The organism is Azospirillum oryzae, from assembly GCF_900177515.1.
Lineage (GTDB): Bacteria > Pseudomonadota > Alphaproteobacteria > Azospirillales > Azospirillaceae > Azospirillum > Azospirillum oryzae_A.
On record NZ_FXAK01000008.1, the window covers coordinates 81,284 to 103,434 of the forward strand.

Consider the following 22,151-nt stretch of genomic DNA (forward strand, 5'->3'; position numbering starts at 1 on the left):
AACCGACACCGGAGGGACGGCGGTGCCCCCTCCCCAACCCTCCCCCGCTCACGCGGGAGAGGGAGCTGCCGCGGCATCGCAAATCTTCCCCTCTCCCGCGATCGGACCGACCTTCGGTCGGCCGAGAGCGTGGGAGGGAGGGGGCAGACGCCCCCTTACATGCCGCCCGGATAGTTCGGCCCCCCGCCGCCTTCCGGCACGACCCAGTTGATGTTCTGGGTGGGGTCCTTGATGTCGCAGGTCTTGCAGTGGACGCAGTTCTGCGCGTTGATCTGCAGGCGCGGATCGCTGCCGTCGTCGTTGCGGACGATCTCGTAGACGCCGGCCGGGCAATAGCGCTGCTCCGGCGCGTCGTAGAGCGCCAGGTTAACGCTGATCGGGACCGACTTGTCCTTCAGCGTCAGGTGTGGCGGCTGGTCTTCCTCATGGTTGGTGTTGGAGAGGTAGACCGAGGACAGGCGGTCGAAGCTGACCTTGCCGTCCGGCTTGGGATAGGCGATCTTCGGCGCCTCGCTGGCCTTCACCAGGGTGGTGTGGTCGGCGTGGTGCTTCAGCGTCCAGGGCGACTTGCCCTTCAGCGCCGTCTCGTAGGCTGCATTGGCCAGACCGGCCCACAGGCCCTTCTGGAAGCCGGGGCGGATGTTGCGCACCGCGTAGAGTTCCGGCCAGACCCAGGACTGCTTCAGCCGCTCCGGATAGGCGATCACCTCGGGGCCATTGTCGGCGCCGCCGGTCAGGTGGTCGAACACCGCCTCGGCCGCGACCATGCCCGACTTCATGGCGGTGTGGTTGCCCTTGATCTTCGGCACGTTCAGGAAGCCGGCGCCGTCGCCGACGATCAGGCCACCGGGGAAGGTCAGCTTCGGGATCGACTGGAAACCGCCTTCCGACAGGGCGCGGGCGCCATAGGCCAGACGCCGGCCACCCTCGAAGGTCGGGCGGATCGCCGGGTGGGTCTTGTAGCGCTGGAACTCTTCGAACGGGCTCATGTGCGGGTTCCAGTAATCGAGGCCGACCACGAAGCCGACCGACACCAGATTCCCTTCCATGTGATACAGCCACGACCCGCCATAGGTCTTGGGGTCCATCGGCCAGCCGATGGTGTGGACGATCAGGCCCGGCTTCGACTGCGACGGGTCGACCTCCCACAGTTCCTTGATGCCGATGCCGTAGGTCTGCGGCTGGCAGTCGCGGCGCAGGTCGAACTTCTCGAACAGGGTCTTGGTCAGCGAGCCGCGGCAACCCTCGGCGAAGATGGTCTGCTTGGCGTGCAGTTCCATGCCCGGCGTGTAGTTGCCGGTCTTCTCGCCGTCCTTGCCGATGCCCATGTCACCGGTGGCGACGCCCTTCACCGCGCCGTTGTCGTCATACAGCACCTCGGCGGCGGCGAAGCCGGGGTAGATCTCCACCCCCAGCTCCTCGGCCTGCGTCGCCATCCAGCGGGCCAGATTGCCCAGGCTGATGATGTAATTGCCGTGGTTGTTCATCTGCGGCGGGGTGAAGGGCGCCTTGTAGGCCTTCGTTTCCGTCAGATAGAGGAAGTGATCCTCGCGAGCCTGCGTGGTGAGGGGAGCGCCCTTTTCCTTCCAGTCCGGGATCAGTTCGTCCAGCGCATGCGGTTCGAAGACGGCGCCGGACAGCAGGTGAGCGCCCACCTCCGACCCCTTCTCAATCACGCAGACGCTGAGCTCCTGGCCGCTTTCGACCGCGCGCTGCCGCAGACGGATCGCCGCACTCAGACCCGACGGGCCGGCGCCGACGATCAGAACATCGTATTCCATGACCTCGCGCGGTTCGCGTTCCATCACCACACTCCCCCACCGTCTTGTTTTGGTACTGTTTCCCTCGGGACGCCCTATGGTGTTTTGCGGGCGCGTGCTTGTAGCACGGTTTGCGCCGCACCCAAATTGGGTATCTGGACATGTAAGACCACACGATCTGTGGTAAGGTCAAACGATGATTGACGTATGCGACATCCTCGACGCGCTGCGCTGGCATGCCGACATCGGCTGCGACGAGGCCATCGGCGACGAGCCGACCGACTGGGCCACCCTCACCGCCCGGCCGGTCGCGCGCGCGCCGTCTTCGGGCGCGCCGGCGGCGGGTGCGGCCCCAGGCGGCAGCATGGCGCGTGGCCCGGCACCGACTCGGGCGCCCGCTGCGGCGGCCCCTGCCGCCGCTCGTCCGGCCGCCCTCTTCGCCTCCCCCGACCAGCCGCTTGGCGCCAGCGAGGCCGGCATTCAGGCCCGCGCCAGGGCCGGAGAGGCGCAGACGCTGGAGGCGCTGGAGGCGGCACTGCGCAGCTTCGACGGCTGTCCGCTGAAGGCCACGGCGATGAACACCGTCTTCGCCGACGGCAACCCGCAGGCGCCGGTCATGCTGATCGGCGAGGCGCCGGGCGAGGACGAGGACCGGCAGGGCAAGCCCTTCGTCGGGGTCAGCGGCCAGCTGCTGGACCGCATGCTGGCCCAGATCGGGTTGGACCGCGGCAAGGTCTATATCTCCAACATCCTGCCCTGGCGCCCGCCCGGCAACCGCAGCCCGACCCAGGCCGAAATCGCCGCCTGCTTGCCCTTCCTGGAACGGCATGTCGAGCTGGTGCGGCCGAAGCTGCTGGTGGCGCTGGGCGGCGTTTCGGCCAAGACCCTGCTGAACCGGGCGGAGGGGATCACCCGCCTGCGCGGGCAATGGAAGACGTATGAAGTCGCGGGAACAGCGGTCCCGCTGATGTCGATGCTCCATCCGGCGTACCTCTTGCGCAACCCTATCGCAAAACGGGAAGCGTGGCGGGACATGCTTGCGTTGCAGCAAAGGATCGGCGAAGAAGGCATCAAGTATTCCCAAGACTAAAAACGATGTCACAGCGTCGCCTAAATCGTTCGTATGAAAGCGGTCGCCGCGCAGCACAAATGCCGTCAACCCATGCCGAAAGGCACCTTCCCAATGGGCTAGAGCCTTTTTTCCAGCCCTGTTAAGCCGTTGTAACATCTGCTGAATACCAGCCATGACACATTCCGTGCGAATCCGTTGCTTGCGGTTCGCGCGGTCGTGGGGTATCCCGGAGCCATGCTCCGGATATTTTGCAGTGCAGCATACCGGGTCGCGAGCGCGGCCCCGCTGCGGCGGAACCTTCTGGGGGTGCTGGGTCTCACGGTGGCTTACACCCTGGGACCCGACGGCGCGGTCGGGTTCCGGCCCGCTTGCGCCGCCCTCATCATCCACGCGCCGGACGGTCACGCCGTCGTCCCGCCCGGCGGGGATTCCGTGCCTGACCCCGACAGCCCCGTTTTCGGCGAATCGCTTGGCGATCCGGCCGCTGGGCTCCCCGAAATTGCAATCCCCGAGTCCGCCGACGGCGGCCCGACGATTGCCCCCACAGTGGATGAAGCGCCCGGCCCGGCCGGCGTCCCGCTTCTGCTCGCGACCGACGACGATGCCCGCGCCGTCCAGTTGGACGAGGAGGATGCCGCCCGTTACCGCCGCATCTTCGCGGCGCAGGAGCGGGCGGAGTGGGACGCCGCCGATGCGGAGATGGCGAAACTGAAGGACCGCCGTCTGGTCGGCTACGTCCTGCGCCAGCGCTATCTCCACCCCGACCGCAAGGCCAGCTACGAGGAACTCGCCCGCTGGATGCAGGATTACGGCGACCTCGCAGGGGCGGAGCGGATCCACAGCCTGGCCCAGAAGCGCCAGCCCGCCGGCCAGCGCGCGCCGAAGCCGCCGCGGGGCGAGGAGCGCGTGCGCCTCGTCGGATCGCTGGAACGGTTGGGCGGCCTGCGCACCGTCGCCAGCAACGAGGATGACGATGACGACAGCGTCACCGTCGCGCCGCGCAGCCGCACCGTGTCCCGTGCCCGAAGCGACCGGGCTGCGGTGGCCCGGGTGGAGGAACTGCTGCGCTCAGGCCGCACCGCCACCGCCCTCAGCCTGCTGGGCCAGGACGATTTCGGCGGCAAGCTCGACACCGTGCAGTATGACGCCGCACGCGCCCGCATCGCCGCAGCCCTCTTCTATTCCGGCGAGACGGCCCAGGCGCTGACTCTCGCCTCGGCCAGCGCCGCCCGGTCCGGCGACATGCTGCCGGAAGCGCATTGGATCGCCGGGCTCGCGGCGTGGCGGCTGAAGCAGACCGACCGCGCCGCCCGCCACTTCGAAGGCATGGCCGCGGCCGGCCCGCGTTCCCCCTGGAAAGCCGCCGCCGCCGACTACTGGGCGGCCCGGGCGCTGGCCCGCAAGCCCGGCAAGGAAAAGGAAGCCGCCGAGCATCTGGCCGCGGCCGCCCGCTATCCGCACACCTTCTATGGGCTGATCGCGCTGCGCACCCTGGACGGGCTGGGAAAAGTGCACTGGCAGGCGCCGGAACTGACCGGACGCCAATTGGCGGCGATGGCGGCAAAACCGGCCGGATCCCGCGCCATCGCCCTGCTCCAGGCCGGCCAGCGCGAGCTGGCGGGAATGGAGCTGCAACGCATCGATCCGAATGGCGACCAGCTGGTCGAACAGGCGATGGTGGCGCTGACCGACCGCGCCGGCGTGGCCTCGCTGTCGCTGCGGCTGGGCAACGCGGTGGCCGGGCCGGACGGCGCGCCCTATGCCGCGGCGCTCTATCCTTTGCCGCACTGGAAGCCGCGCGACGGCTTTGCGCTGGACCGCGCGCTGGTCTTTGCGGTGATGCGCCAGGAATCGCGCTTCGACCCGCGGCTTGTCAGCTCCGCCGGGGCGACCGGGCTGATGCAGATCCTGCCCAGCACGGCCCAGCATGTGCGCGAACGCAACGCCGACATCGGCAGCGACGACGCCAGCCGCGACGCCCTGTTCGACCCGTCCCGCAACATGGAGCTGGGCCAGCGCTACCTGTCGGAACTGCTGGGCATGCCGGACATCGACGGCAACCTGTTCCTGGCCGCCGCCGCCTACAATGCCGGGCCGGGTAATCTGGCGCGCTGGCGGCGCGAGCTGAGCGACATCACCGACCCGCTGCTGTTCATCGAAAGCCTTTCCTTCGGCGAGACACGCGACTATGTGGAGAAGGTGATGGCGAACTTCTGGATCTACCGGCTGCGGCTGGGCCAGGAGACCGCTTCGCTCACCGCCGTTGCCGACGGAAAATGGCCGACCTACACCGCGGTGGAAGCCCGCCCGACCGAGGTCGCGACCCGTCCGGATCCGCTGCCCGCGGTGAAGCCGGCGACCCCCGTCGCGGTGGAAACGGTAGCGGAGCGGGGAGAGGCCAGCCCGACACCCTGACCGCCGGCGCCCCCCTGTCGGGCTCCGGCCCGACATGAGGACACGTCTGCCGCCATGCCGAAGATCGACGAGAGCCGCCCCTTCCTTCCCGTGAACATCGCCGTGGTGACGGTGTCCGACACCCGCGTCGCCGCCGACGACCGCTCCGGCGACGCGCTGGCGGAGCGGATCGCCGGGGCCGGCCACAAGGTCGCCGCCCGCATCATCGTCAAGGACGACATCGCGGCGATCCGCGCCCAGGTCCAGGGCTATATCGCCGATCCACAGATCGATGTGGTGCTGACCACCGGCGGCACCGGCGTCACCGGCCGCGACGTGACGCCGGAGGCGGTCGAGGCGCTCTATGAAAAGGCGATCCCCGGCTTCGGCGAGTTGTTCCGCTATCTCAGCTATGCCAAGGTCGGCACCTCCACCATCCAGAGCCGGGCAACCGGCGGCGTCGCCAACGGCACCTACATCTTCGCCCTGCCCGGCTCGCCCAGCGCCTGCCGCGATGCCTGGGACGACATTCTGGTCTGGCAGCTCGACAACCGCCACCGCCCCTGCAACCTGGTGGAACTGATGCCCCGCCTGCGCGAGCATATGGCGTGAGCGGACCGGCTGGATTCTCGATCGAGGTCCTGCACGCGGCGCTGACCCGGCTGCCGCGCCTTGCCGACCTGTCCGCCGACGCGCTGGAGCCGATGCCGCTGAAAGGCGTCGCCCACGACCATGTGCGGCTGCGCGGCCGGCGGCTGGTCGCCCGCATCCCGCGCTGGAGCCAGCTCGGCCTCGACGCCTGGACGGCGCTGGAGCGGCAGGCCGCCGCCTTCCAGCGGGCCGAGCCGTCGGGCCACACCCCGCGCTTCGCCGGCCTGCTGCCGCCGGGAGAGGGGTTGCCGCTCGGCGCCCTGGTGGTGGGCGAGGTGGAGGGGCGCACCCCCACCCTGCCCGGCGACATGCCGGCCATCGCCCGCGCACTCGCGGCCCTGCACCGCATGGCGCCGCCGGATTTCTTTGAGCCGCTTCCCGCCCCGCCCGATCCGGTCGCCGCACTGCTGGCCCAGGTCGAACGGCAGGCGGAATGGTTCGACCGGGCCGACCTGACGCCCAATGCGCGCAGCCTGATCGCGGAGGAGCTTGCCGCCACCCGTGCCGGCGACCTCGCTCCGCCGCGAGAGACCCCGATGCCGCTGACCGTGGTGGGGGTGGACGTGCATCCCGGCAATTTCCTGATCGACCCCCACGGGAAGGCGTGGTTCACCGACCTGGAAAAGCTGCAATACGGCCATCCGGCCAGCGATCTCGCCCATGCCAGCCTCTACACCTCGACCAAGTGGGATCCGGAGGTGAATGCGGAGCTGGCCCCGGCGGACGTGGACGCCTTCATCCAAGCCTGGGCCATCGCGGTTCCCGGCGACCTCGCCGACGAGGTGCGGCCCTGGCTGAAGCAACTGCGCCGGCTGACATGGCTGCGCACCCTGTCCTGGATGGCCCGCTGGTCGGTGGAGGGTGCCACCCTGTCTCCCGGCATGCCGGAGCATCTTCGCGCCCACATGGACGCGCATGCCACCGACATCCTCCGCCCGGAGCGGATCGAACAGGTGCGGCGGGAGTGGCATCAGCGGATGTGAAAGCGGAGCGCACGCGAAAGTCTCTTGCCCGCGCCCTGCCGAAAGTGATGGGATACCGACTCGGAAAACGAGGTGACGATAGCATGACGAGTTTCCGACGCCGGTTGCTGCCGATCTCCCTGGCCGTCCTGTTGGCCGGGACCGCCTTGGCGCCCGCCCGTGCCGCCGGGCCGGCAGCGGGTCCCGCCGCGGATGACGCCACCGGGTCCGCCACCGGCAGCTATCTGGCGGGCCGCTACGCCCAGCACCAGGACGACTGGACCGCAGCGGCGCGCTTCACCGCGCAGGCTCTGGCCGCCGATCCCGACGATCCCGCCCTGCTGCGCCGCACCTTCCTGCTGCGGCTGGGCGAGGGGCGGATCGACACGGCGGTCGGCTACGCCGGCCGGCTGCTCGACGAAAAGGGCGAGCCGCAGATGGCATTGACCCTGCTGGCCGCCGACGCGCTGGCCAAGGGCAAGCTGGACGAGGCCGACGGCTATGCCGCCCGCCTGCCGAGCGACGGACTCGGCCGTTTCCTGACGCCGCTGACCCGCGCCTGGCTGGCCACGGCCCGCGGCAAGACGGACGAAGCGCTGACGGCGTTGCAGCCGCTGTCCGGCGTCCAGGGCTTCGAGGCGCTCTACAACCTGCATGCCGGACTGATCCTCGACCTCGCCGGCCGCAATGACGAGGCGGCGGCCCGCTACGCCAAGGTGACGGAGACCGACGCGCCGCTGCGCGTGGTGCAGATCGTCGGCAGCTTCATGAACCGCACCGGCCGCAAGGACGAGGCGCGCAAGCTCTATGAGGCTTTCCAGGGCAGCAACCCCGACGGGCTGCTGGTGGAGCCGGCGCTGGCCGCCATGGCCAACGCCCCGTCCGACATCCGTCCGGTCCCCGATGCCCGTTCCGGCCTTGCCGAGGCGCTTTTCGACCTGGGCAGCGCCCTGCATCATGAGAATGCCGACGAGCCGGCGCTGCTGTTCGGCCGTATCGCGCTGCACCTGCGCGACGACCTGGGGCTGGCCCACCTGCTGATCGGCGACATCACCGCGTCGCGCGACCATCACGAGGAGGCGCTGGCCGCCTACAGGAGGCTGGAGAAGGACCCGCTGCTGGGCTGGACCGCCCGCATGCGCGAGGCCGACAGCCTTGCCCGCATGGACCGCAACGACGAAGCGATCGCGATCCTCAAGGACCTCGCCGCCGAACGGCCGGAGCGCACCGACGCGATCACCCGCCTGGGCGACATCTATCGCTACGCCAAGCGCTATGCCGAGGCCATCCCCGCCTACACCACCGCGCTGGAGCGGATCGGCACGCCACAGGAACGGCATTGGCCACTGCTGTATGCCCGCGCCATGTGCTACGAGAAGACCGGGCAGTGGCCGCAGGCGGAGGCCGACCTGCAGGCGGCGCTGAAGCTGCGGCCGGACGAGCCGTCGCTGCTCAACTTCCTCGGCTACAGCTGGATCGACCGCGGCGAGCATCTGGGCAAGGCCAGGGCGATGGTGGAGCGGGCGGTGGAACTGCGCCCGCGTGACGGCTACATCGTCGACAGCCTGGGCTGGGCACTCTACAGGCTGGGCGATTATGAGGCGGCCGTCGCCAAGCTGGAGCGCGCGGTGGAGTTGAAGCCGGTGGATCCGACCATCAACGACCATCTCGGCGACGCCTATTGGCGCGCCGGCCGCCGCAACGAGGCCCGTTTCCAATGGATGCGCGCGCTGCGCAGCGCCGACGACGACACCGACAAGGCCGCGATACAGGCCAAGCTGGACAAGGGCCTGCCGGAACAGAAGGCCGCCGCGAAGCAGTGAGGGACTGCCCTTACGCCTTCTCCGCCACATAGGGCTTGTACAGGCTGTCGGTCTGCTGGATGTGCTCCACGAACCAGTCCTTCAGCAGCAGGATCAGGTCCATGCGCAGCATTGTGGGGTTGTCGCCGTCGAAGTCGCGGGCCAGCTTTTCCACCTCGTCGGCGAAGTAGCGGTGGGCGGCGAGGTGGCCGTCCAGCTCGGGATAGCCGCAGCGTTCCATCATCGCCTCTTCCCGGGCGAAATGGACGGCGACATAGTCGCGGAGGCTGGCGAGCAGGCTGGACAGCTCCTCCCGGTTGGCAGGGGTGATGCCGCTTTCCAGCAAACCGTTGAACAGGTCGAGAAGGCGCCGGTGCTCGTCGTCGAGCACGGGCACGCCGACGCTCATGGATTTGTCCCAAACGACGTAGCTCATCGCAGCGATCTCCCCCCTCGCGACCCGCGATTGCAGGCGCATCCCGCGGACTGAGGCGGTTGCGGCCGGCCAAGGCTGGGTTGTGGACATCTTGACAGGGATCCTAAAACCGGCAACCGTGCCCGTCCAAGCGGCAAATCCCCGCAGGGGGCGCGGCAAGACGCGCATCGCGCCAAGCCCTCCCCTGCTAAAGCGACAGAGTGACCGATGGCCCTGCTCGACGAGATCGCGGAGAAGAAACGGGCGCTGGACGCCGCGCGTCCCCTGCCGCAGGAGGTCGTGCACGGCATCGCCGACCGGTTCGAGCTGGATCTGACCGTCGCCGCCGCGGCGCTGGAGGAGATCCCGCTCAAGCGCGCGGATGTGAAAGCGATCCTGGAGCGCGGCAGCATCCTGCGCCATCGCGGGGTGGAGGAACAGCGCTTCGTCCTGAACCACCGCGCGGCGCTGGAATTGATGGCCCGCCTATCCTTCGATCCGTCTGGCGCCGTCACCGAACGCACGGTCACCGCCTTCCATGCCGTGCTCTATCGCGGGATCGAGGACGAGGCCGGGAAGTACCGCGACGGTCCACCAAAGGACGATCCGGCCGAAACGGCGCCCGACCCGGCAAAGCTGCGCGTGTCGATGTCGGCGCTGTCGACCTGGATGCGCAAGTCGGACGCCGGGCCCGACACCGCCTTCGAGGCGCATCACCGGCTGAGCGCCATCCGCCCCTTCCATGCCGGCAACCGGGCGACGGCGCTGCTGCTGTGCAACCTGATCCTGAACCGCGCCGGCTATCCGCCGGTGGTGGTCCAGGCCGACGACCGCGGCCTGTATCTGGACCTCGTCGAGCGGGCCTGGTCGGTCGGCGACAAGACGCCCTTCCGCGACCTGATGATGCGCTTCCTGTCCCAGAGCCTGGACTTCTGCCTGGAGGCGGCAGGCAAAGGCGACGGCGAGGCGGACGGGGGCGAAGCTCCCTAAGCGGCCGATCCCGCCGGCAGGCGCAGGCGCGACGGCCGGTCGGGACCGCTGTGGATCAGCAGGGTGATCGGCAGCGCATCGACGCGGCGGGTCTCGCCCGGCTCCGCCCCGGTGCCCGGATTGACCGGATAGGCCGGGAAACAGGATCCGGCAAGGCTGAGACGCAGCGCCGACCCCGGCGTCAGCGTGGCGCAGGCCGCCCGCATGCCGATGGTCAGCGGACGGGTCGGATCGCCCGGCTCCACCCGCGCATGGCCCTGGGTCAGCGGCAGCACCTGCCCGTCGGGCCGCAGCACCGACAGCACGGCGCTGACGTCGAAGGATGGCGCGTCCGCCTCCACCCAGACATCCAGCGCCACCCGCCCGGCCAGCGTCAGCGGCCCGTCCAGCGGCAGGCTGGTGTAGGTCGCGACGTCCGGGCGGCGGTCGACGGCGGCGCGGTCGGGACGCCCGGCGGCATCCGGCACCGCATGGCCACCGACTGTCGGCACGGGCGTGCGCGGGTCGTGCACCACCACGTCGAGCACCTCCAGATCGGGCATCTCCAACTCCAGCCGCCCGCCCTGACGGTTGGCGAGGCCGTCGCTGGCCAGATGCAGGACCGCTTCGGCCGCCGGCAGGTTGGGCAGGTCGTGCCAGCGTCCGGTCTCCACATCATGCAGGCGGACCGAACCGCCGCGGTCGCCACCTTCGCCCTTCAGCACCCGGTCGAACCAAGCCAGTTGCAGCGTGTCGAGCGTCGGCGCCTGTCCAGGCTCGGCGGCGGGTCCCCCGGCGCCCCAGGAACCGACGACCAGCCGCACCGGCGCCCTCTGGCTTGCGGCGAAACGCTCATGGGCATCCAGCATGCCGGCCAGCCGCGGATCGTACCAGCCGCCGATCTGCAAAACCGACACGTCGGCGGGCATGGCGTCCTGCATCGCCTTGGGCGACAGCGCGGCCCAGGACGGGCCGGGCACCGGGTTGGTCAGCCAGTCGTCGTAATGTGTATAGCGGGCGTAGTCGCGCAGGGCCTGCGGCCGTGATGGGATTTCGTCGTCGATGGGCAGGCAGCACGCGGCGTCCGACAGCAGCCGATGGCCGGTTCCGTCCTCGACCCGCCGCGCGGCGTCGGCCGCGGTGCGCAGGGCCCAGCCCATGGCATCGGCCAGCCGGAAGGCCCCGCCCTCATAGGCCCAGTCGGAGAAGACATCCCAGCCGGCGAAGGCCGGCGCCACCGCCCGCAGGGCCGCCGGCGCCTCGGCCAGCGCCAGCCATTGCGCCATGCCGGCATAGCCGCAGCCGTACATCGCCACGGATCCCGACGATCCCGGCAGGGAGGCCGCCCAGGCCACCGCGTCCGCTCCATCCTCCCGCTCCGCCTCGAAGGGGCGGAAGCGGCCGTCGGAAGTGCCGCAGCCGCGCATGTCCTGCACCACCACCACATAGCCGCGCGCGGCGTACCAGCGCGGATGGGCATAATGGCTGGTCAGGGCGGTGCGCCGGCCGCAGGGAACGCGCAGGAGAAGCACCGGCCATGTGCCGGCAGCGTCGGGCCGGTAGAGGTCCGCATCCAGCCGTACGCCGTCGCGCGTCCGCATCGACACGGTTTCCGGCGGCCGGACCGGCAGCAGGCTGTGTGACTGGTGGATCATCGGGGCCAGATGGGTCATGGCGGGTCGGGCTCGCTCGATGACGAACAACAGATAATGTGTCGTCGTGGCAAAGCTCGTGCCAGTGGTCCGACTGCGTCATTTCCACGCTCATGCGCTGGACAGGCCGCGTTGCGGCCCACCCAGCCTTCAGCCCTCTGCCGCTTTCGCAGGCAATCCGCCCGATCAGGCGGCAATCAGCTCGAAACGGTCGACATCGACCATGCCGCGGTCGGTGATCTTCAGGTGCGGGATGACCGGCAGCGGCAGGAAGGCCAGTTGCAGGAAGGGCTCGGCCAGCGGACAGCCCATGGCGCGGACGGCGGCGCGCAAAGACCGCAGCCTCACCTCGACCGTCTCGAACGGCTCCAGGCTCATCAGCCCGGCCAGCGGCAGCGCCAGTTCGCCGACCACCTGCCCGTTGCGCACGGCGACGAAACCGCCCTGCAGCTCGATCAACCGGTTCACCGCGATGCGCATGTCGGTGTCGCTGGCACCCACCACGCAGATGTTGTGGCTGTCATGACCGACCGATGAGGCCAGCGCCCCCTCCGTGAAGCCGAAGCCCTGGACGAAACCGCGGCCGATGTTTCGGTTGCTGCCGTGGCGGGCGAAGACGCAGATTTTCAGAAGGTCGCGCGACGGATCGGCCACCATCCGGCCGCCGACCACCGGCACCTCGATCCTCCGGTGTTCGGTCAGGATCTTGCCCGGCTCCAGCCCGATCACCGACTGGACCGACCCGCCGGCCGGCACGGCGAAATCCTCCTCGGCCACCGGCTCCAGCTTCACCGAATCGAGCCCCACCGGCGTCACCGCCGGCCGGCCGTCGAAGCTGTGAGGGCCGACGATTTTGCCGTTGCGGATGACCCGGTTGACCGCGCAATCCTCCAGATCGTCCAGCAGGACCAGATCGGCGCGATGACCCGGCGCCACCAACCCGCGGTCGTACAGGCGGAAGCCGCGGGCGGCCGACCATGTGGCGGCGCGGTAGACATGAGCGACCGGGGCGCCCAGGCGGATGGCGCTGCGGATCAGGTGATCCATGTGCCCCTCCTCCGCGATGTCCAGCGGGTTGCGGTCGTCGGTGCAGAAGCCGAGGAAGGGCGAAGTCTCCGGCTTGATGATTTCGGCCAGGGCATGGACATCCTTCGACACCGACCCGTCACGGATCAGCACCTGCATGCCCTTGCGCAGCTTCTCCATCGCCTCATAGGCGCTGGTCGTCTCGTGGCAGTTGCGGATGCCGCAGGAGAGATAGGCGTTCAATTCCTTCCCCGACACCAGCGGAGCGTGGCCGTCGATGTGACGCCCATCGAAGGCGGCCAACTTGTCCAGCACCCCGTCCACCTTATGGAAGACGCCGGGGAAGTTCATGAACTCCGCCAGCCCCAGCACGCGGGGATGGTCCATGTGGCGGATCAGGTCCGGCGCCTCCAGCCGGGCACCCGACGTCTCCAGCTCCGTCGCCGGCACGCAGGAGGACAACTGAACGAACAGGTCGAGCGCCGTGCCGCCGGCGCTGTCGAGGAAATAGCTGAGGCCCTGCTCGCCCAGCACGTTGCAGATTTCGTGCGGGTCGCAGATGGCGGTGGTGGTGCCGCGGGGCAGGACGCAGCGGTCGAACTCCTGCGGGGTGACGCAGGTGGATTCGCAGTGGACATGGGTATCGATGAAGCCCGGAACCACGGTCAGTCCGCGCCCGTCGATCTCCTCCACCCCGTCATAGGACTCGTAGGTGCCGACGATGACCTCGCCGCAGACGGCGATGTCGCCCTCAGCGATCTCACCGGTGACGACGTTGAGAAAGCGCGTGTTCTTGATGACCAGATCGGCCTTCGCTTCGCCCAGCGCCTGCCCGATGCGCGTCTTCAGATCGTCCCGCCCCACTGCCCGGCTGACCGACATGTCCCACTCCGCCTGTCGTCTATTCAAAGAGGGAAAGTGGCCCGGCGCGCCGTGCCGTGCAAGCGGCTAACGGCCAGCCTGCCGACGGAATGGGGAGCGGGCCTGCTCCTGCGTGAAGGCGGCGAGAACCTTGGCGTTGTCCAGTTGCAGCCCTTCCGCCACCGCGCGGCGCATGTTGGTGTGCAGGAACCAGTGGCAGGCATGGGAGAGTTTCGGCAGGAATCCTCGCGCCAGCTTGTGCGGGCCGCCGCGCCCGCCGTCCACCCGGTTCAAACCCCGGGCAATCGCCTGTTCGACGGTGCGGTAATAGCAGGTCTCGAAATGGACCAGTCGCGCACCCTCCCTCGCCCCCCAGCTACGGACATAGAGGCAGCCTTCTCCTTCGATGGTCAACAGGGCGCCGATCGCAACTCCGACGGATTCGGCGAAGGTCAGCGTCACGGCATCGCCGAAGGTCGCACAGAGCCGCAGAACGAAATCCATCGTCAGCGCCTGACGCCTGCCCCGACGGTTATGAAGGTCAGCCAGCAGATCCAGGAAAGCAACGACATCGGCCTCTCCGACCCGGCTGCCCGGCAGGTCGCGGAACCGTACCCCGCTCTCCCTGACCTTACGGCGTTCCCACAGCATCACGCTGCGCCGATGGCTCGACAGGGCGGCGGTGAAATCGGTGAAGTCGCCATAGCCCGCGTTCCGCCATTCGTAATCGACGGCATGGCGGGTCAACCATCCCGCCTGTTCGAAATGGGCGCGGTCCTCCTCGTCCGGAAAGCCCACATGGATGGAAGACAGACCATGCTTGTGGGCCAGCGAACGCATGGCCCCTGACAGCGCGTCTGCTACGCCGGATGGCGCCCCCTCCCGCAGCAATATCCGCGCGCCGGTCACCGGCGTGTAGGGGACCTCCATGACCAGTTTCGGAAAATAGCGTCCGCCCGAGGCCTGGAAGCTGTCGATCCAGGCCTGATCGGGCCAGAATTCGTCCGTGGACCGGTCCCGAAGATAGAGGGGCGCTGCGCCAACCATCCGGCCACACACATCCCGCGCAATCATATGGGCCGGGCGCCAGCCGTTTTCCGGCACCGCCAGTCCGCCGTCTTCAACCGCGCTCAGATAGGCATGGCGCAGGAACGGCCCCTTGCCGGCGGCACAGGCATCCCATTCCAGCGGATCGACCCCGGAAATCCCGAACACCATCGCGACCGACAACGGTTCGTCCTGCCGGTCGCCGTCCCGCGCAACCGGTCCCTGCCGCATGACCATGTATTTCCCTGATTAATCCCCGTCGTAGGGCGGCGCCACCGGAAGCCGCACGCTGACCGTCGTGCCTTCCCCCTCACGGCTGCGGATGTCCAGCGTGCCGTTCAGCAGATCGACGAAGGACCGCACCAGCGGCAGGCCCAGTCCGGTGCCGCCGGAGCGGCGGGACAGTTGACTGTCGACCTGGCCGAAGGGCTGCAGGGCGACGGCGATGCCCTCCGCATTCATGCCGATCCCACTGTCGGCCACTTCGATCAGAATGCGGCCGGCTTCCGGGCGGACCCGCAGGGCGACACAGCCGCCGGCGGGGGTGAACTTCACCGCGTTGGTCAGCAGGTTCAGCAGGATCTGCTTCACCCGCACCGGGTCGCCCAGCAGGCGGGGCGTTTCGGGGGCGATGTCCTGGGTCAGGGTCAACCCGCCTTCCTCCGCCCGTTCGGCGATCAGCAGAAGCGAGCTTTCCACGGCGTCCCGCACGTCCATCGGCTGCGGATGCATTTCCAGCTTGCCAGCCTCGATCTTGGCGACGTCCAGGATATCGCTGATGACCGCCAGCAGATGCTGGCTCGACTTGCCGATCACCTTGGCATAGTCAAGGTATTTGGGATGGCCGAGCGGCCCGACGATCTCGCTCTCCATCATCGAGGAGAAGCCGATGATGGCGTTCAGCGGCGTGCGCAACTCGTGACTCATGTTGGCGAGGAACTCGCTCTTGGCGCGGTTGGCGAGTTCGGCCTGCTCTTTGGCCTGGATCAGCGCCTGTTCGGCGCGCCGGCGTTCCTGGACCTCCTGCATCAAAGCGCGGGTGCGCTCGGCCACCCGCATCTCCAGTTCGTCGCGGGCCTGGCGCAGAGCCAGTTCCGCCCGCTTTCGGCGGGTGATGTCCTGGCCGACGCAGAGGATGCCCGCCGGCGGGCCGTCGGCCTCCGGCAGCCGGTTCAGGTTCCACAGAAGCACACGTTCGCTCATGCAGTCCTGCTCGCGCAGGGCCTGCTCGAAATTGCGCACCTCCATTCCCTCGGCAGCGACCTTGAGCTGGGCGGCGAAGGCGCCGGTCGGCTGCTCTCCCATCATCTCGGTCCAGGGGCGCCCGATGGCGGTGCCGGCCTCCAGCCCGAAGGCGCGTTCGGCATCACGGTTGGCCTCCAGCACGCGACCGTCCTCGCCCAGCACCAGGATGATGCTGGCCGCCGTGCGCAACAGGGAGCGGAAGCGCGCCTCCCCGGCCCGCGCCTCGCTCTGGCGCAGTGCGGCTTCCAACTCTGCGATGCGGCGTTCCAGCCGGCGGATGGTGTCGGCCGGGCCGGCGAAAAAGGTCGGATCAGTCACGCCGCGGCGTTTTCCGGCTGCATCATGTCGCCCAACTTCGCCAGCAGGAACTCCAGATCCTCCGGCGCCAGATCCTCGTACTGGGTCAGGATGCGCTCGATGACGCGACGGCGGTGGCGCTCGCGGTCGCCGGGTTCGCCGTCATAGGGGGTCTCCTTCAGCACGTCGATGGCGATGCGGCAGGCCGGCAGCAGGGCCGGCGGCAGCTTCGCCTTGTCATACAGCGACTTCAGCCCCAGCCGTCCGGCATCGTGGATCAGCAGCCGGGCGTTGGTCAGCGGCACGTTCGCCATGCGCGACATCGCCATCTCGAAGAAAGCGATGTCGCCGGTGCACAGCGAGCGGACCAGCAGCGACGGCGTCAGACGGCCGGTGCGGGCAAGCTGGGTCACCAGCCGGTCCAGCGCGCCTTCGTCGCTCTCCCCGGTGAACAGGGCCACGGTCGCCCGTTCTCGGCTCTGCAGGATCAGCTCCGACGCGACCTTCGACGGCAATTCATGGTGCGAGACAAGATGCTGGCGCAGCCGTTCCGACACGACGGCGACCAGACGCTCGGCGATGGTGATCGGCAGCTTGGAGCGGTGGACCAGCGGGTCCTGCACCGCCTCGCTGGCGCCGAAGCGGTCGATGACGCGGCCCAGGCTCTGCTCGCCAAGCTCCGCCCCCTCATTGGCGACCAGCGCCGCGACCGCGTGTTCGGACCCGCTTTCGATCAGCGCGTCGGCGACCACGGCCGGCACGGTCGGGCGCTGGGCGATGGCGGTGCTCTTGGCTTCCGCACCCGTCCGCACGATCTCGACCAGATCGGCCGGGGTCAGCACGGTGGACACGCTCAGCACCGGGATCGCCACCGCCTCCACGTCACGGGCCAGGGTCAGGGCGACGTCACGCGGCAGGGAGGGGCTGGACTTCAGATTCTCCGCCAGCGTCTGGCGGACACGCAGGACCGTGTCCTTGACCATCACGCGGATGATGTCTTCCGCCAACTGGCGCTCCGACTGCGACAGCTCCGGGCTGTCGAACTGCTGAGCCAGCTTGGCGGCCAGATCGGTCCGGCTGTTCGGCGACGGGTCGGCCAGAAGCCGCGCCACGTCCTGTTGGGTCAGATGACCCGACTTGAAACCGTCACTCATGGGTGCCGGACCCTTCCTGCCCTGGTCCGTCTCCATATGGGTTGCGGAACGCAAAACCCGCGCGAATGTGGGCGGAGACTTGTCCACACCATCAAGGATCTTCCGAAACGGTTGAACCTTCCTTAACGCCCTGCGGTCATAAGCCCATGGCCTTTGGCCATAAGCCTGAGAAAGGAGGAGCCGCTTACGGCATTCCGACGAAGCTGGGCGGCTCCGGCAGGATGGATCGGCGTCGCCGCGTCCCGCGCAGATGCAGCGCCACCTCGGCGATCTGCTGCTCCACCGAGATGTGGCGCTGCGAGGCGACCTCCAGCCTGCGGTCCTCGTAGACGTAGGCGTCGGGATGGCTTTCCGCCCAGCGCTGGATGGCGGTGTCGCGGTCGCGCAGCAATTCGACGATGGTCGGGCGGAACAGCCGCATCATCGCGGTGATCCAGCGGTTGGCCGGCCAGGACGGCCGGGCATGATCGACCTCGAAGGCATCGAGCATGGCGATCACGTCGTCCGCCTTGTACCAGGTCTCCCCGGTCACCCAGCGGTTGGTGGTGAACAGCCGCACCGGCTGGCCGGCCACGTCCATGGCGATGCCGATCAGGTGGGACAGCGCATCGTTGTCGTTGTCCGGTGGCGCAAAATCGGCCAGCGGTGCCGGTTGCAGCCCCGGCGGCATGCCGTGCGGACGCAGGAAGGTGTGGAAATGCCCATGCTCCCCGTTGGGCCGTTCGCCTTCGGGATGGCAGTGATAGTAATACTGGGCATGGAATTCGGCGTCGTAGACGTCGCCGGGCGGATAGTGCTTCCACTCGTACAGCGTGCCGTGACCGCGCAGAAGCTCGCCCACCACCGTGTCGCCGGTCTTGGCCAGGACGCGCTGGCACAGGCGCACCTCGCGTCCCGCCTCGGCCATTGCCTCCAACTCTTCCCGGGACACGTCCGACAAATCCGTCATCGCCCGATCCTGCGCTGCGCGAACACCCCTATTACGTACGCGGCTATGCGGGCGTGGCAAGGTCTTTTCGATTGTCGCACCTGCGGTTGCAGCCAGGCCTGCGCTTGGCCGTTCAGCTGCCGGAAGGGTGGAAACGCTGCGACAGCGACCAAGTCACCAATTCCCCGGTGACCCGGCCCAGCGCCTCGTCGAAGGCGGCGATCACGTCGGTGAAGGAGCGTCCACGCACCGGTGCCGACGCTTCGAAGGTCTCTCCGGCCTCGATGGTCCGGCGCGGCATGGCGACCAGCTTGGCCGACAGGCGCACATGCACCCGGTCGGACATGGCGGCACCCGGCGTGGCGTATTCGGCCTGGAAATCTCGAAGTTCCGATTTCAGCACATAGTCGGAGCGCAGCCCCACCGTGTCGCGCCCGACCGAGACGATGCGGCCGCTGTCCTCGAAGGTCTGGACGATCAGCCCCTGCACCATGTTCGGCGCCCGGTCGGCCCAGGACACATCGGCGAAATAATCGAGCGAGGTCGGCGTGCGGGCCAGGGCGATGCGCGGCGTGTCGATCCCCGCCGCAGCCGACGGCGTCTCCACCAGCAATTGCCAGTCGGCCTTGGGGCCGGGAGCGACGGTGGCCCGCGGGGTCAGGGTGTAGAGATGCGGCGCCGTCGGGTTCAGCGTCGAACAGGCGGCCAGCCCCAGCAGCATGGCGGCCCCCAGCATCCTGCGCAAGACAGCCCCTGCAGTTCCGCTTCGCTCCATCCTCGCACGCCTCATTTCCCACGCACCTCCACGCCCTGCCGCGTCCCGCCGAAGAGGAAGTTCGACGGGTCGTTCTCGATCCGGGTGACCACCCGCGACAGCTGGCCCGACAGATCGCGCAGCTGGGTGATCAGTAATGTCAGTTCATACAGTCCCGTGGCGGTAAAGTCGCGCACCGGCTCGCGGTTTTCGGCGACGAGACCGTTCAGCGTGTCGGAGGTGCGCTTCAGCGACCGCAGCAATTCGCGCGCCTCGCCGCCCAACTGCTTGGCGGTGCCGTCCACCGTCGCCAGCGTGTCGTGCGTCTGTGCCAGAGTGCGGTCCAGCTGCGGCCCGACCGTCTCGAACCCGTTCAGCGTCCGCCGCGCCTGGGTCATGGTTTCCTCCAGGCCGGCACTGGCGCGGGCAAGCTCGGCGCTGATGGTACGGGCATTGGCCAGGATGTCGCCGATCGCCTTCTGGTTCTCGCCGTTCAGCATCTCGCCAAGCTTGGTGATGACCTCCAGCGAGCGGTTGACCAGCTGCGGCGCACTGTCCACCACCGCGGTCAGCGAACTGGGCCGCGACGGGATGGTCAGCACGCCGTCGGCATCGGTGGCGGTCAGCCGCTTGCCACCCATCGCCCCGCCGGAAATTTGGACATAGGCGCCGCCGGTGATCCCCTGCACCTCCAGCGAAGCGATGGAATCGGACATGATCGGCGTGCCGTTCTGCACCTCGATCGTCACCCGCACCCGCGTCACGTTGTCGGGGTCGAGCCGGATGTCCGACACGGTGCCCACCGGCACGCCGCGGTAGCGCACCGGGCTTCCCTGCTGCAACCCGGTGACGGAACCGGTGAAATAGATGCGGTAGGTCTCGCGCGTCTCGTCCAGCTGGACCTTGGCGATCCAGGCGGTGAAGACCAGCAGGCCGGCGACCAGCGCCAGCACGAAGCTGCCGACCAGGATATAGCTGGCGCGGGTTTCCATGACGTGCCCCTACCCTTTCGCAAGCTGGCGAGCGTCATTGCGCTCTTTCGCGTCGAGGGCCGCGCGGCCGCGCGGTCCGTGAAAGTAATCGTGGATCCACGGGTGCGGATCGGCCAGATGCTGGGCCAGGGTCCCGACCCGGATCTTCTTGTCGACCAGCACGGCGATGCGGTCGCAGATCGAAGTCAGGCTGTCCAGATCATGGGTGACCATGAAGACGGTCAGCCCCAGGCTGCGCTGCAATCCCTGGATCAGCGTGTCGAAGGCGGCGGCACCGATGGGGTCGAGGCCGGCGGTCGGTTCGTCGAGGAACAGGATGTCGGGATCGAGCGCCAGCGCGCGGGCCAGACCGGCGCGCTTGATCATGCCGCCGGACAGCTGCGCCGGATGCTTGGTGCCGGCATCGGGCGGCAGCCCGGCCATGGCGATCTTCACCCGCGCCACCTCGGCGATCAGCGCGGGGGGCAGGTCGGTGTGCTCCTTCAGCGGCAGCATCACATTCTCCGCCACCGTCATGGAACTGAACAGGGCGCCGTTCTGGAACAGCACGCCGGTGCGGGCCTGCAGCGCCGTGCGCTCCGCCCGATCGAGTTCGGCGGTATCGTGTCCCAGCAGCTCGATCCGCCCGGCGGCGGGGTCGATCAGGCCGAGGATCTCCTTCAGCAGCACCGACTTGCCGGTGCCGGAGCCGCCGACGACACCCAACACCTCCCCCCGCTCGACGTCGAGGTCGAGGCCGTCATGGACGGTCTGCGGGCCGAAGCGGGTGACCAGTCCTCGCACGCGGATGACGGGAGATCCTGCCATCATACCCCCAGCATGGAGAAGAGGACGGAGAAGACCGCGTCGATGACGATCACCAGGAAAATGCCCTCCACCACCGCCTTGGTGGTCATGATGCCGACGCTCTCCGCGCTGCCGGAGACCTTCAGCCCCTCGTAACAGCCGACCATGGCGATCACCAGGGCAAAGACCGGCGCCTTGATCAGGCCGGCGATCACCGTGTTGATGCCCACCGCGCTGTGAAGCTGGCGGATGAACTGCCCGAAGGTGATGTCCAGCGTGGCATAGGCCATCACCGCGCCGCCGAACAGCCCCATCACGTCGGCGTAGAAGGCCAGCAGCGGCAGGGTGATCATCAGCGCCAGCGCCCGCGGCACCACCAGAAGCTCCACCGGGTCAAGGCCCATGGTGCCTATGGCGTCGACCTCCTGGTTCACCTTCATGGTGCCGATCTGGGCGGTGAAGGCGGAGCCGGAGCGGCCGGCGACGATGATCGCCGTCATCAGGATGCCGATCTCGCGCAGGACGGAGATGCCCAGCAGGTTGACGACATACAGCTCCGCCCCGAAGCGCTTCAGCTGGTCCGCCCCCTGGAATGCCAGCACCACGCCGATCAGGAAGGACAGCAGCCCCAGGATCGGCAGGGCGTTCAGCCCGGTCTGCTCGATGTGGAACAGGACGGAGGTCAGGCGCAGGCGCGATGGGCGCAGGATCAGCCGGGCGAAGGTGACGGTGACGAGGCCGAGGAAACCGACGAGGTCCAGGATTTCCTTGACGGCGTTCACCGTCGTTTCGCCGGTGCGGACGATCATGTCGAGAATCGGATGATGCTCGCGCTCGATCGGATGGGGCGGCGCCTTGCCGGCGTCGCGCACGGCGTTGAACAGGGCGGCATGGTCCGGCCGCAAGCCGATGACCGACACCGCATGCCCGGCGGCCCCCAGCCGGTCGGCCAGCCGGCTCAGCAGATAGGCGCCGACGGTGTCGAGCGCCTCCACCCGCGCGAGATCGATCCGGACGGCCGCACCGTGCTGCGGCTTCGGTGCACGGTCGAGCGCATCGGACGCGGCGGCGGCGCCATGCAGGGTCCAGCGCCCGACGGCGCCGATCCGCCACCCGCCGTCCTCCGGACCGGCATCGATCCGCGCCTCGTCCGCCGTCCCTTGCTTTGTCAAAGTCCCAGCCACAGGCTCCGCCGCACGCCTCCGCACATCCACCGGTACGTGGCCGGTGCGCCTGGAACGTGGCCGAGCATCGCCAGATGGTCAACCCCATGCGGTAAAAAGGCGGCACCGCCAAAGCGTCCATTCCCGGCTTTGCGCCGGGGTGGGCAGCCGCTAGAGTGCCGGGCGGCGGACCGGGCCGTTCATGCCGGCACACGATTCTT

18 protein-coding genes are annotated in these 22,151 nt (G+C 68.7%); 6 read left to right on the forward strand and 12 right to left on the reverse strand.

Features of this window, described 5'->3' with window-relative positions; translation table 11 throughout:
- Positions 1-155 precede the first annotated feature (155 nt).
- Positions 156-1,805, reverse strand: coding sequence for an electron transfer flavoprotein-ubiquinone oxidoreductase (locus B9N97_RS26415; protein WP_085090824.1), 1,650 nt, complete (start codon positions 1,803-1,805; stop codon positions 156-158).
- 151 nt (positions 1,806-1,956) lie between these two features.
- On the opposite strand from B9N97_RS26415, the gene B9N97_RS26420 reads away from it, so the two are divergent.
- The 5 genes from B9N97_RS26420 (at position 1,957) to B9N97_RS26440 (ending at position 8,662) form a co-directional block, all read left to right on the forward strand.
- Positions 1,957-2,850 carry a uracil-DNA glycosylase gene (locus B9N97_RS26420; RefSeq protein ID WP_085090825.1) on the forward strand — a complete coding sequence of 298 codons (894 nt, stop codon included), beginning with the start codon at positions 1,957-1,959 and terminating at the stop codon, positions 2,848-2,850.
- Positions 2,851-3,066: 216 nt separating this feature from the next.
- Positions 3,067-5,247 (forward strand): transglycosylase SLT domain-containing protein, encoded by a 2,181-nt coding sequence (locus B9N97_RS26425; RefSeq protein ID WP_085090826.1) that lies wholly within the window; start codon positions 3,067-3,069, stop codon positions 5,245-5,247.
- A 54-nt stretch (positions 5,248-5,301) separates the two neighbouring features.
- Positions 5,302-5,838 (forward strand): molybdenum cofactor biosynthesis protein B, encoded by a 537-nt coding sequence (gene moaB / locus B9N97_RS26430; RefSeq protein ID WP_085090827.1) that lies wholly within the window; start codon positions 5,302-5,304, stop codon positions 5,836-5,838.
- A complete protein-coding gene (locus tag B9N97_RS26435; protein ID WP_244560937.1) occupies positions 5,835-6,860 on the forward strand; it encodes an aminoglycoside phosphotransferase family protein in 1,026 nt (341 codons plus the stop codon). Before moaB ends, B9N97_RS26435 begins: the two co-directional genes overlap by 4 nt.
- An 83-nt stretch (positions 6,861-6,943) precedes the next feature.
- Positions 6,944-8,662 carry a tetratricopeptide repeat protein gene (locus B9N97_RS26440; protein ID WP_085090828.1) on the forward strand — a complete coding sequence of 573 codons (1,719 nt, stop codon included), beginning with the start codon at positions 6,944-6,946 and terminating at the stop codon, positions 8,660-8,662.
- A gap of 10 nt (positions 8,663-8,672) precedes the next feature.
- Here the strand turns inward: B9N97_RS26440 and B9N97_RS26445 are convergent, their stop codons facing one another.
- On the reverse strand, positions 8,673-9,077 hold the full coding sequence (locus tag B9N97_RS26445; RefSeq protein WP_085090829.1) for a bacteriohemerythrin: 405 nt from the start codon (positions 9,075-9,077) through the stop codon (positions 8,673-8,675).
- 207 nt (positions 9,078-9,284) lie between these two features.
- On the opposite strand from B9N97_RS26445, the gene B9N97_RS26450 reads away from it, so the two are divergent.
- Positions 9,285-10,046, forward strand: a complete 762-nt coding sequence (locus B9N97_RS26450; protein ID WP_085090830.1) for a Fic family protein — start codon at positions 9,285-9,287, stop codon at positions 10,044-10,046.
- Here B9N97_RS26450 and B9N97_RS26455 read toward each other — a convergent pair.
- The 10 genes from B9N97_RS26455 to B9N97_RS26500 all read right to left on the reverse strand — a co-directional run bounded on the left by B9N97_RS26455 (position 10,043) and on the right by B9N97_RS26500 (position 21,939).
- The gene (locus tag B9N97_RS26455) at positions 10,043-11,698 is read right to left on the reverse strand and encodes a CocE/NonD family hydrolase (RefSeq protein WP_085090831.1); all 1,656 of its coding nucleotides are present in this window, start codon (positions 11,696-11,698) and stop codon (positions 10,043-10,045) included. The genes B9N97_RS26450 and B9N97_RS26455 overlap by 4 nt on opposite strands.
- A 165-nt stretch (positions 11,699-11,863) precedes the next feature.
- Complete coding sequence (ade, locus tag B9N97_RS26460) at positions 11,864-13,585, reverse strand: adenine deaminase (protein WP_085090832.1); 1,722 nt, start codon at positions 13,583-13,585, stop codon at positions 11,864-11,866.
- 66 nt (positions 13,586-13,651) lie between these two features.
- Positions 13,652-14,842 carry a GNAT family N-acetyltransferase gene (locus B9N97_RS26465; protein WP_085091170.1) on the reverse strand — a complete coding sequence of 397 codons (1,191 nt, stop codon included), beginning with the start codon at positions 14,840-14,842 and terminating at the stop codon, positions 13,652-13,654.
- 18 nt (positions 14,843-14,860) lie between these two features.
- A complete protein-coding gene (locus B9N97_RS26470; protein ID WP_085090833.1) occupies positions 14,861-16,174 on the reverse strand; it encodes a PAS domain-containing sensor histidine kinase in 1,314 nt (437 codons plus the stop codon).
- The gene (locus tag B9N97_RS26475) at positions 16,171-17,307 is read right to left on the reverse strand and encodes a SpbR family protein (protein ID WP_085090834.1); all 1,137 of its coding nucleotides are present in this window, start codon (positions 17,305-17,307) and stop codon (positions 16,171-16,173) included. The genes B9N97_RS26470 and B9N97_RS26475 overlap by 4 nt, the downstream gene beginning before the upstream one ends.
- A 184-nt stretch (positions 17,308-17,491) precedes the next feature.
- Positions 17,492-18,256: a DUF6969 family protein gene (locus B9N97_RS26480; protein WP_085090835.1), complete on the reverse strand. Its 765-nt coding sequence runs from the start codon at positions 18,254-18,256 to the stop codon at positions 17,492-17,494.
- Positions 18,257-18,368: 112 nt separating this feature from the next.
- The gene (locus tag B9N97_RS26485; protein WP_244560975.1) at positions 18,369-18,971 is read right to left on the reverse strand and encodes an ABC-type transport auxiliary lipoprotein family protein; all 603 of its coding nucleotides are present in this window, start codon (positions 18,969-18,971) and stop codon (positions 18,369-18,371) included.
- A 50-nt stretch (positions 18,972-19,021) separates the two neighbouring features.
- Entirely contained in the window at positions 19,022-19,981 is a 960-nt protein-coding gene (locus tag B9N97_RS26490; protein WP_085090837.1) for an MlaD family protein, read from the reverse strand.
- Positions 19,982-19,990: 9 nt separating this feature from the next.
- Positions 19,991-20,791 (reverse strand): ABC transporter ATP-binding protein, encoded by an 801-nt coding sequence (locus B9N97_RS26495; RefSeq protein ID WP_085090838.1) that lies wholly within the window; start codon positions 20,789-20,791, stop codon positions 19,991-19,993.
- On the reverse strand, positions 20,788-21,939 hold the full coding sequence (locus B9N97_RS26500) for an ABC transporter permease (protein WP_244560939.1): 1,152 nt from the start codon (positions 21,937-21,939) through the stop codon (positions 20,788-20,790). The genes B9N97_RS26495 and B9N97_RS26500 overlap by 4 nt, the downstream gene beginning before the upstream one ends.
- Positions 21,940-22,151: the final 212 nt, after the last annotated feature.

Coding starts and splice junctions, on each gene's coding strand:
- B9N97_RS26415 (WP_085090824.1), bottom strand. CDS start 1,805: ATGGAACGCGAACCGCGCGAGGTCATGGAATACGATGTTCTGATCGTC.
- B9N97_RS26420 (WP_085090825.1), top strand. CDS start 1,957: ATGATTGACGTATGCGACATCCTCGACGCGCTGCGCTGGCATGCCGAC.
- B9N97_RS26425 (WP_085090826.1), top strand. CDS start 3,067: ATGCTCCGGATATTTTGCAGTGCAGCATACCGGGTCGCGAGCGCGGCC.
- moaB (WP_085090827.1), top strand. CDS start 5,302: ATGCCGAAGATCGACGAGAGCCGCCCCTTCCTTCCCGTGAACATCGCC.
- B9N97_RS26440 (WP_085090828.1), top strand. CDS start 6,944: ATGACGAGTTTCCGACGCCGGTTGCTGCCGATCTCCCTGGCCGTCCTG.
- B9N97_RS26445 (WP_085090829.1), bottom strand. CDS start 9,077: ATGAGCTACGTCGTTTGGGACAAATCCATGAGCGTCGGCGTGCCCGTG.
- B9N97_RS26450 (WP_085090830.1), top strand. CDS start 9,285: ATGGCCCTGCTCGACGAGATCGCGGAGAAGAAACGGGCGCTGGACGCC.
- B9N97_RS26455 (WP_085090831.1), bottom strand. CDS start 11,698: ATGACCCATCTGGCCCCGATGATCCACCAGTCACACAGCCTGCTGCCG.
- ade (WP_085090832.1), bottom strand. CDS start 13,585: ATGTCGGTCAGCCGGGCAGTGGGGCGGGACGATCTGAAGACGCGCATC.
- B9N97_RS26465 (WP_085091170.1), bottom strand. CDS start 14,842: ATGCGGCAGGGACCGGTTGCGCGGGACGGCGACCGGCAGGACGAACCG.
- B9N97_RS26475 (WP_085090834.1), bottom strand. CDS start 17,307: ATGAGTGACGGTTTCAAGTCGGGTCATCTGACCCAACAGGACGTGGCG.
- B9N97_RS26480 (WP_085090835.1), bottom strand. CDS start 18,256: ATGACGGATTTGTCGGACGTGTCCCGGGAAGAGTTGGAGGCAATGGCC.
- B9N97_RS26485 (WP_244560975.1), bottom strand. CDS start 18,971: ATGCTGGGGGCCGCCATGCTGCTGGGGCTGGCCGCCTGTTCGACGCTG.
- B9N97_RS26490 (WP_085090837.1), bottom strand. CDS start 19,981: ATGGAAACCCGCGCCAGCTATATCCTGGTCGGCAGCTTCGTGCTGGCG.
- B9N97_RS26495 (WP_085090838.1), bottom strand. CDS start 20,791: ATGATGGCAGGATCTCCCGTCATCCGCGTGCGAGGACTGGTCACCCGC.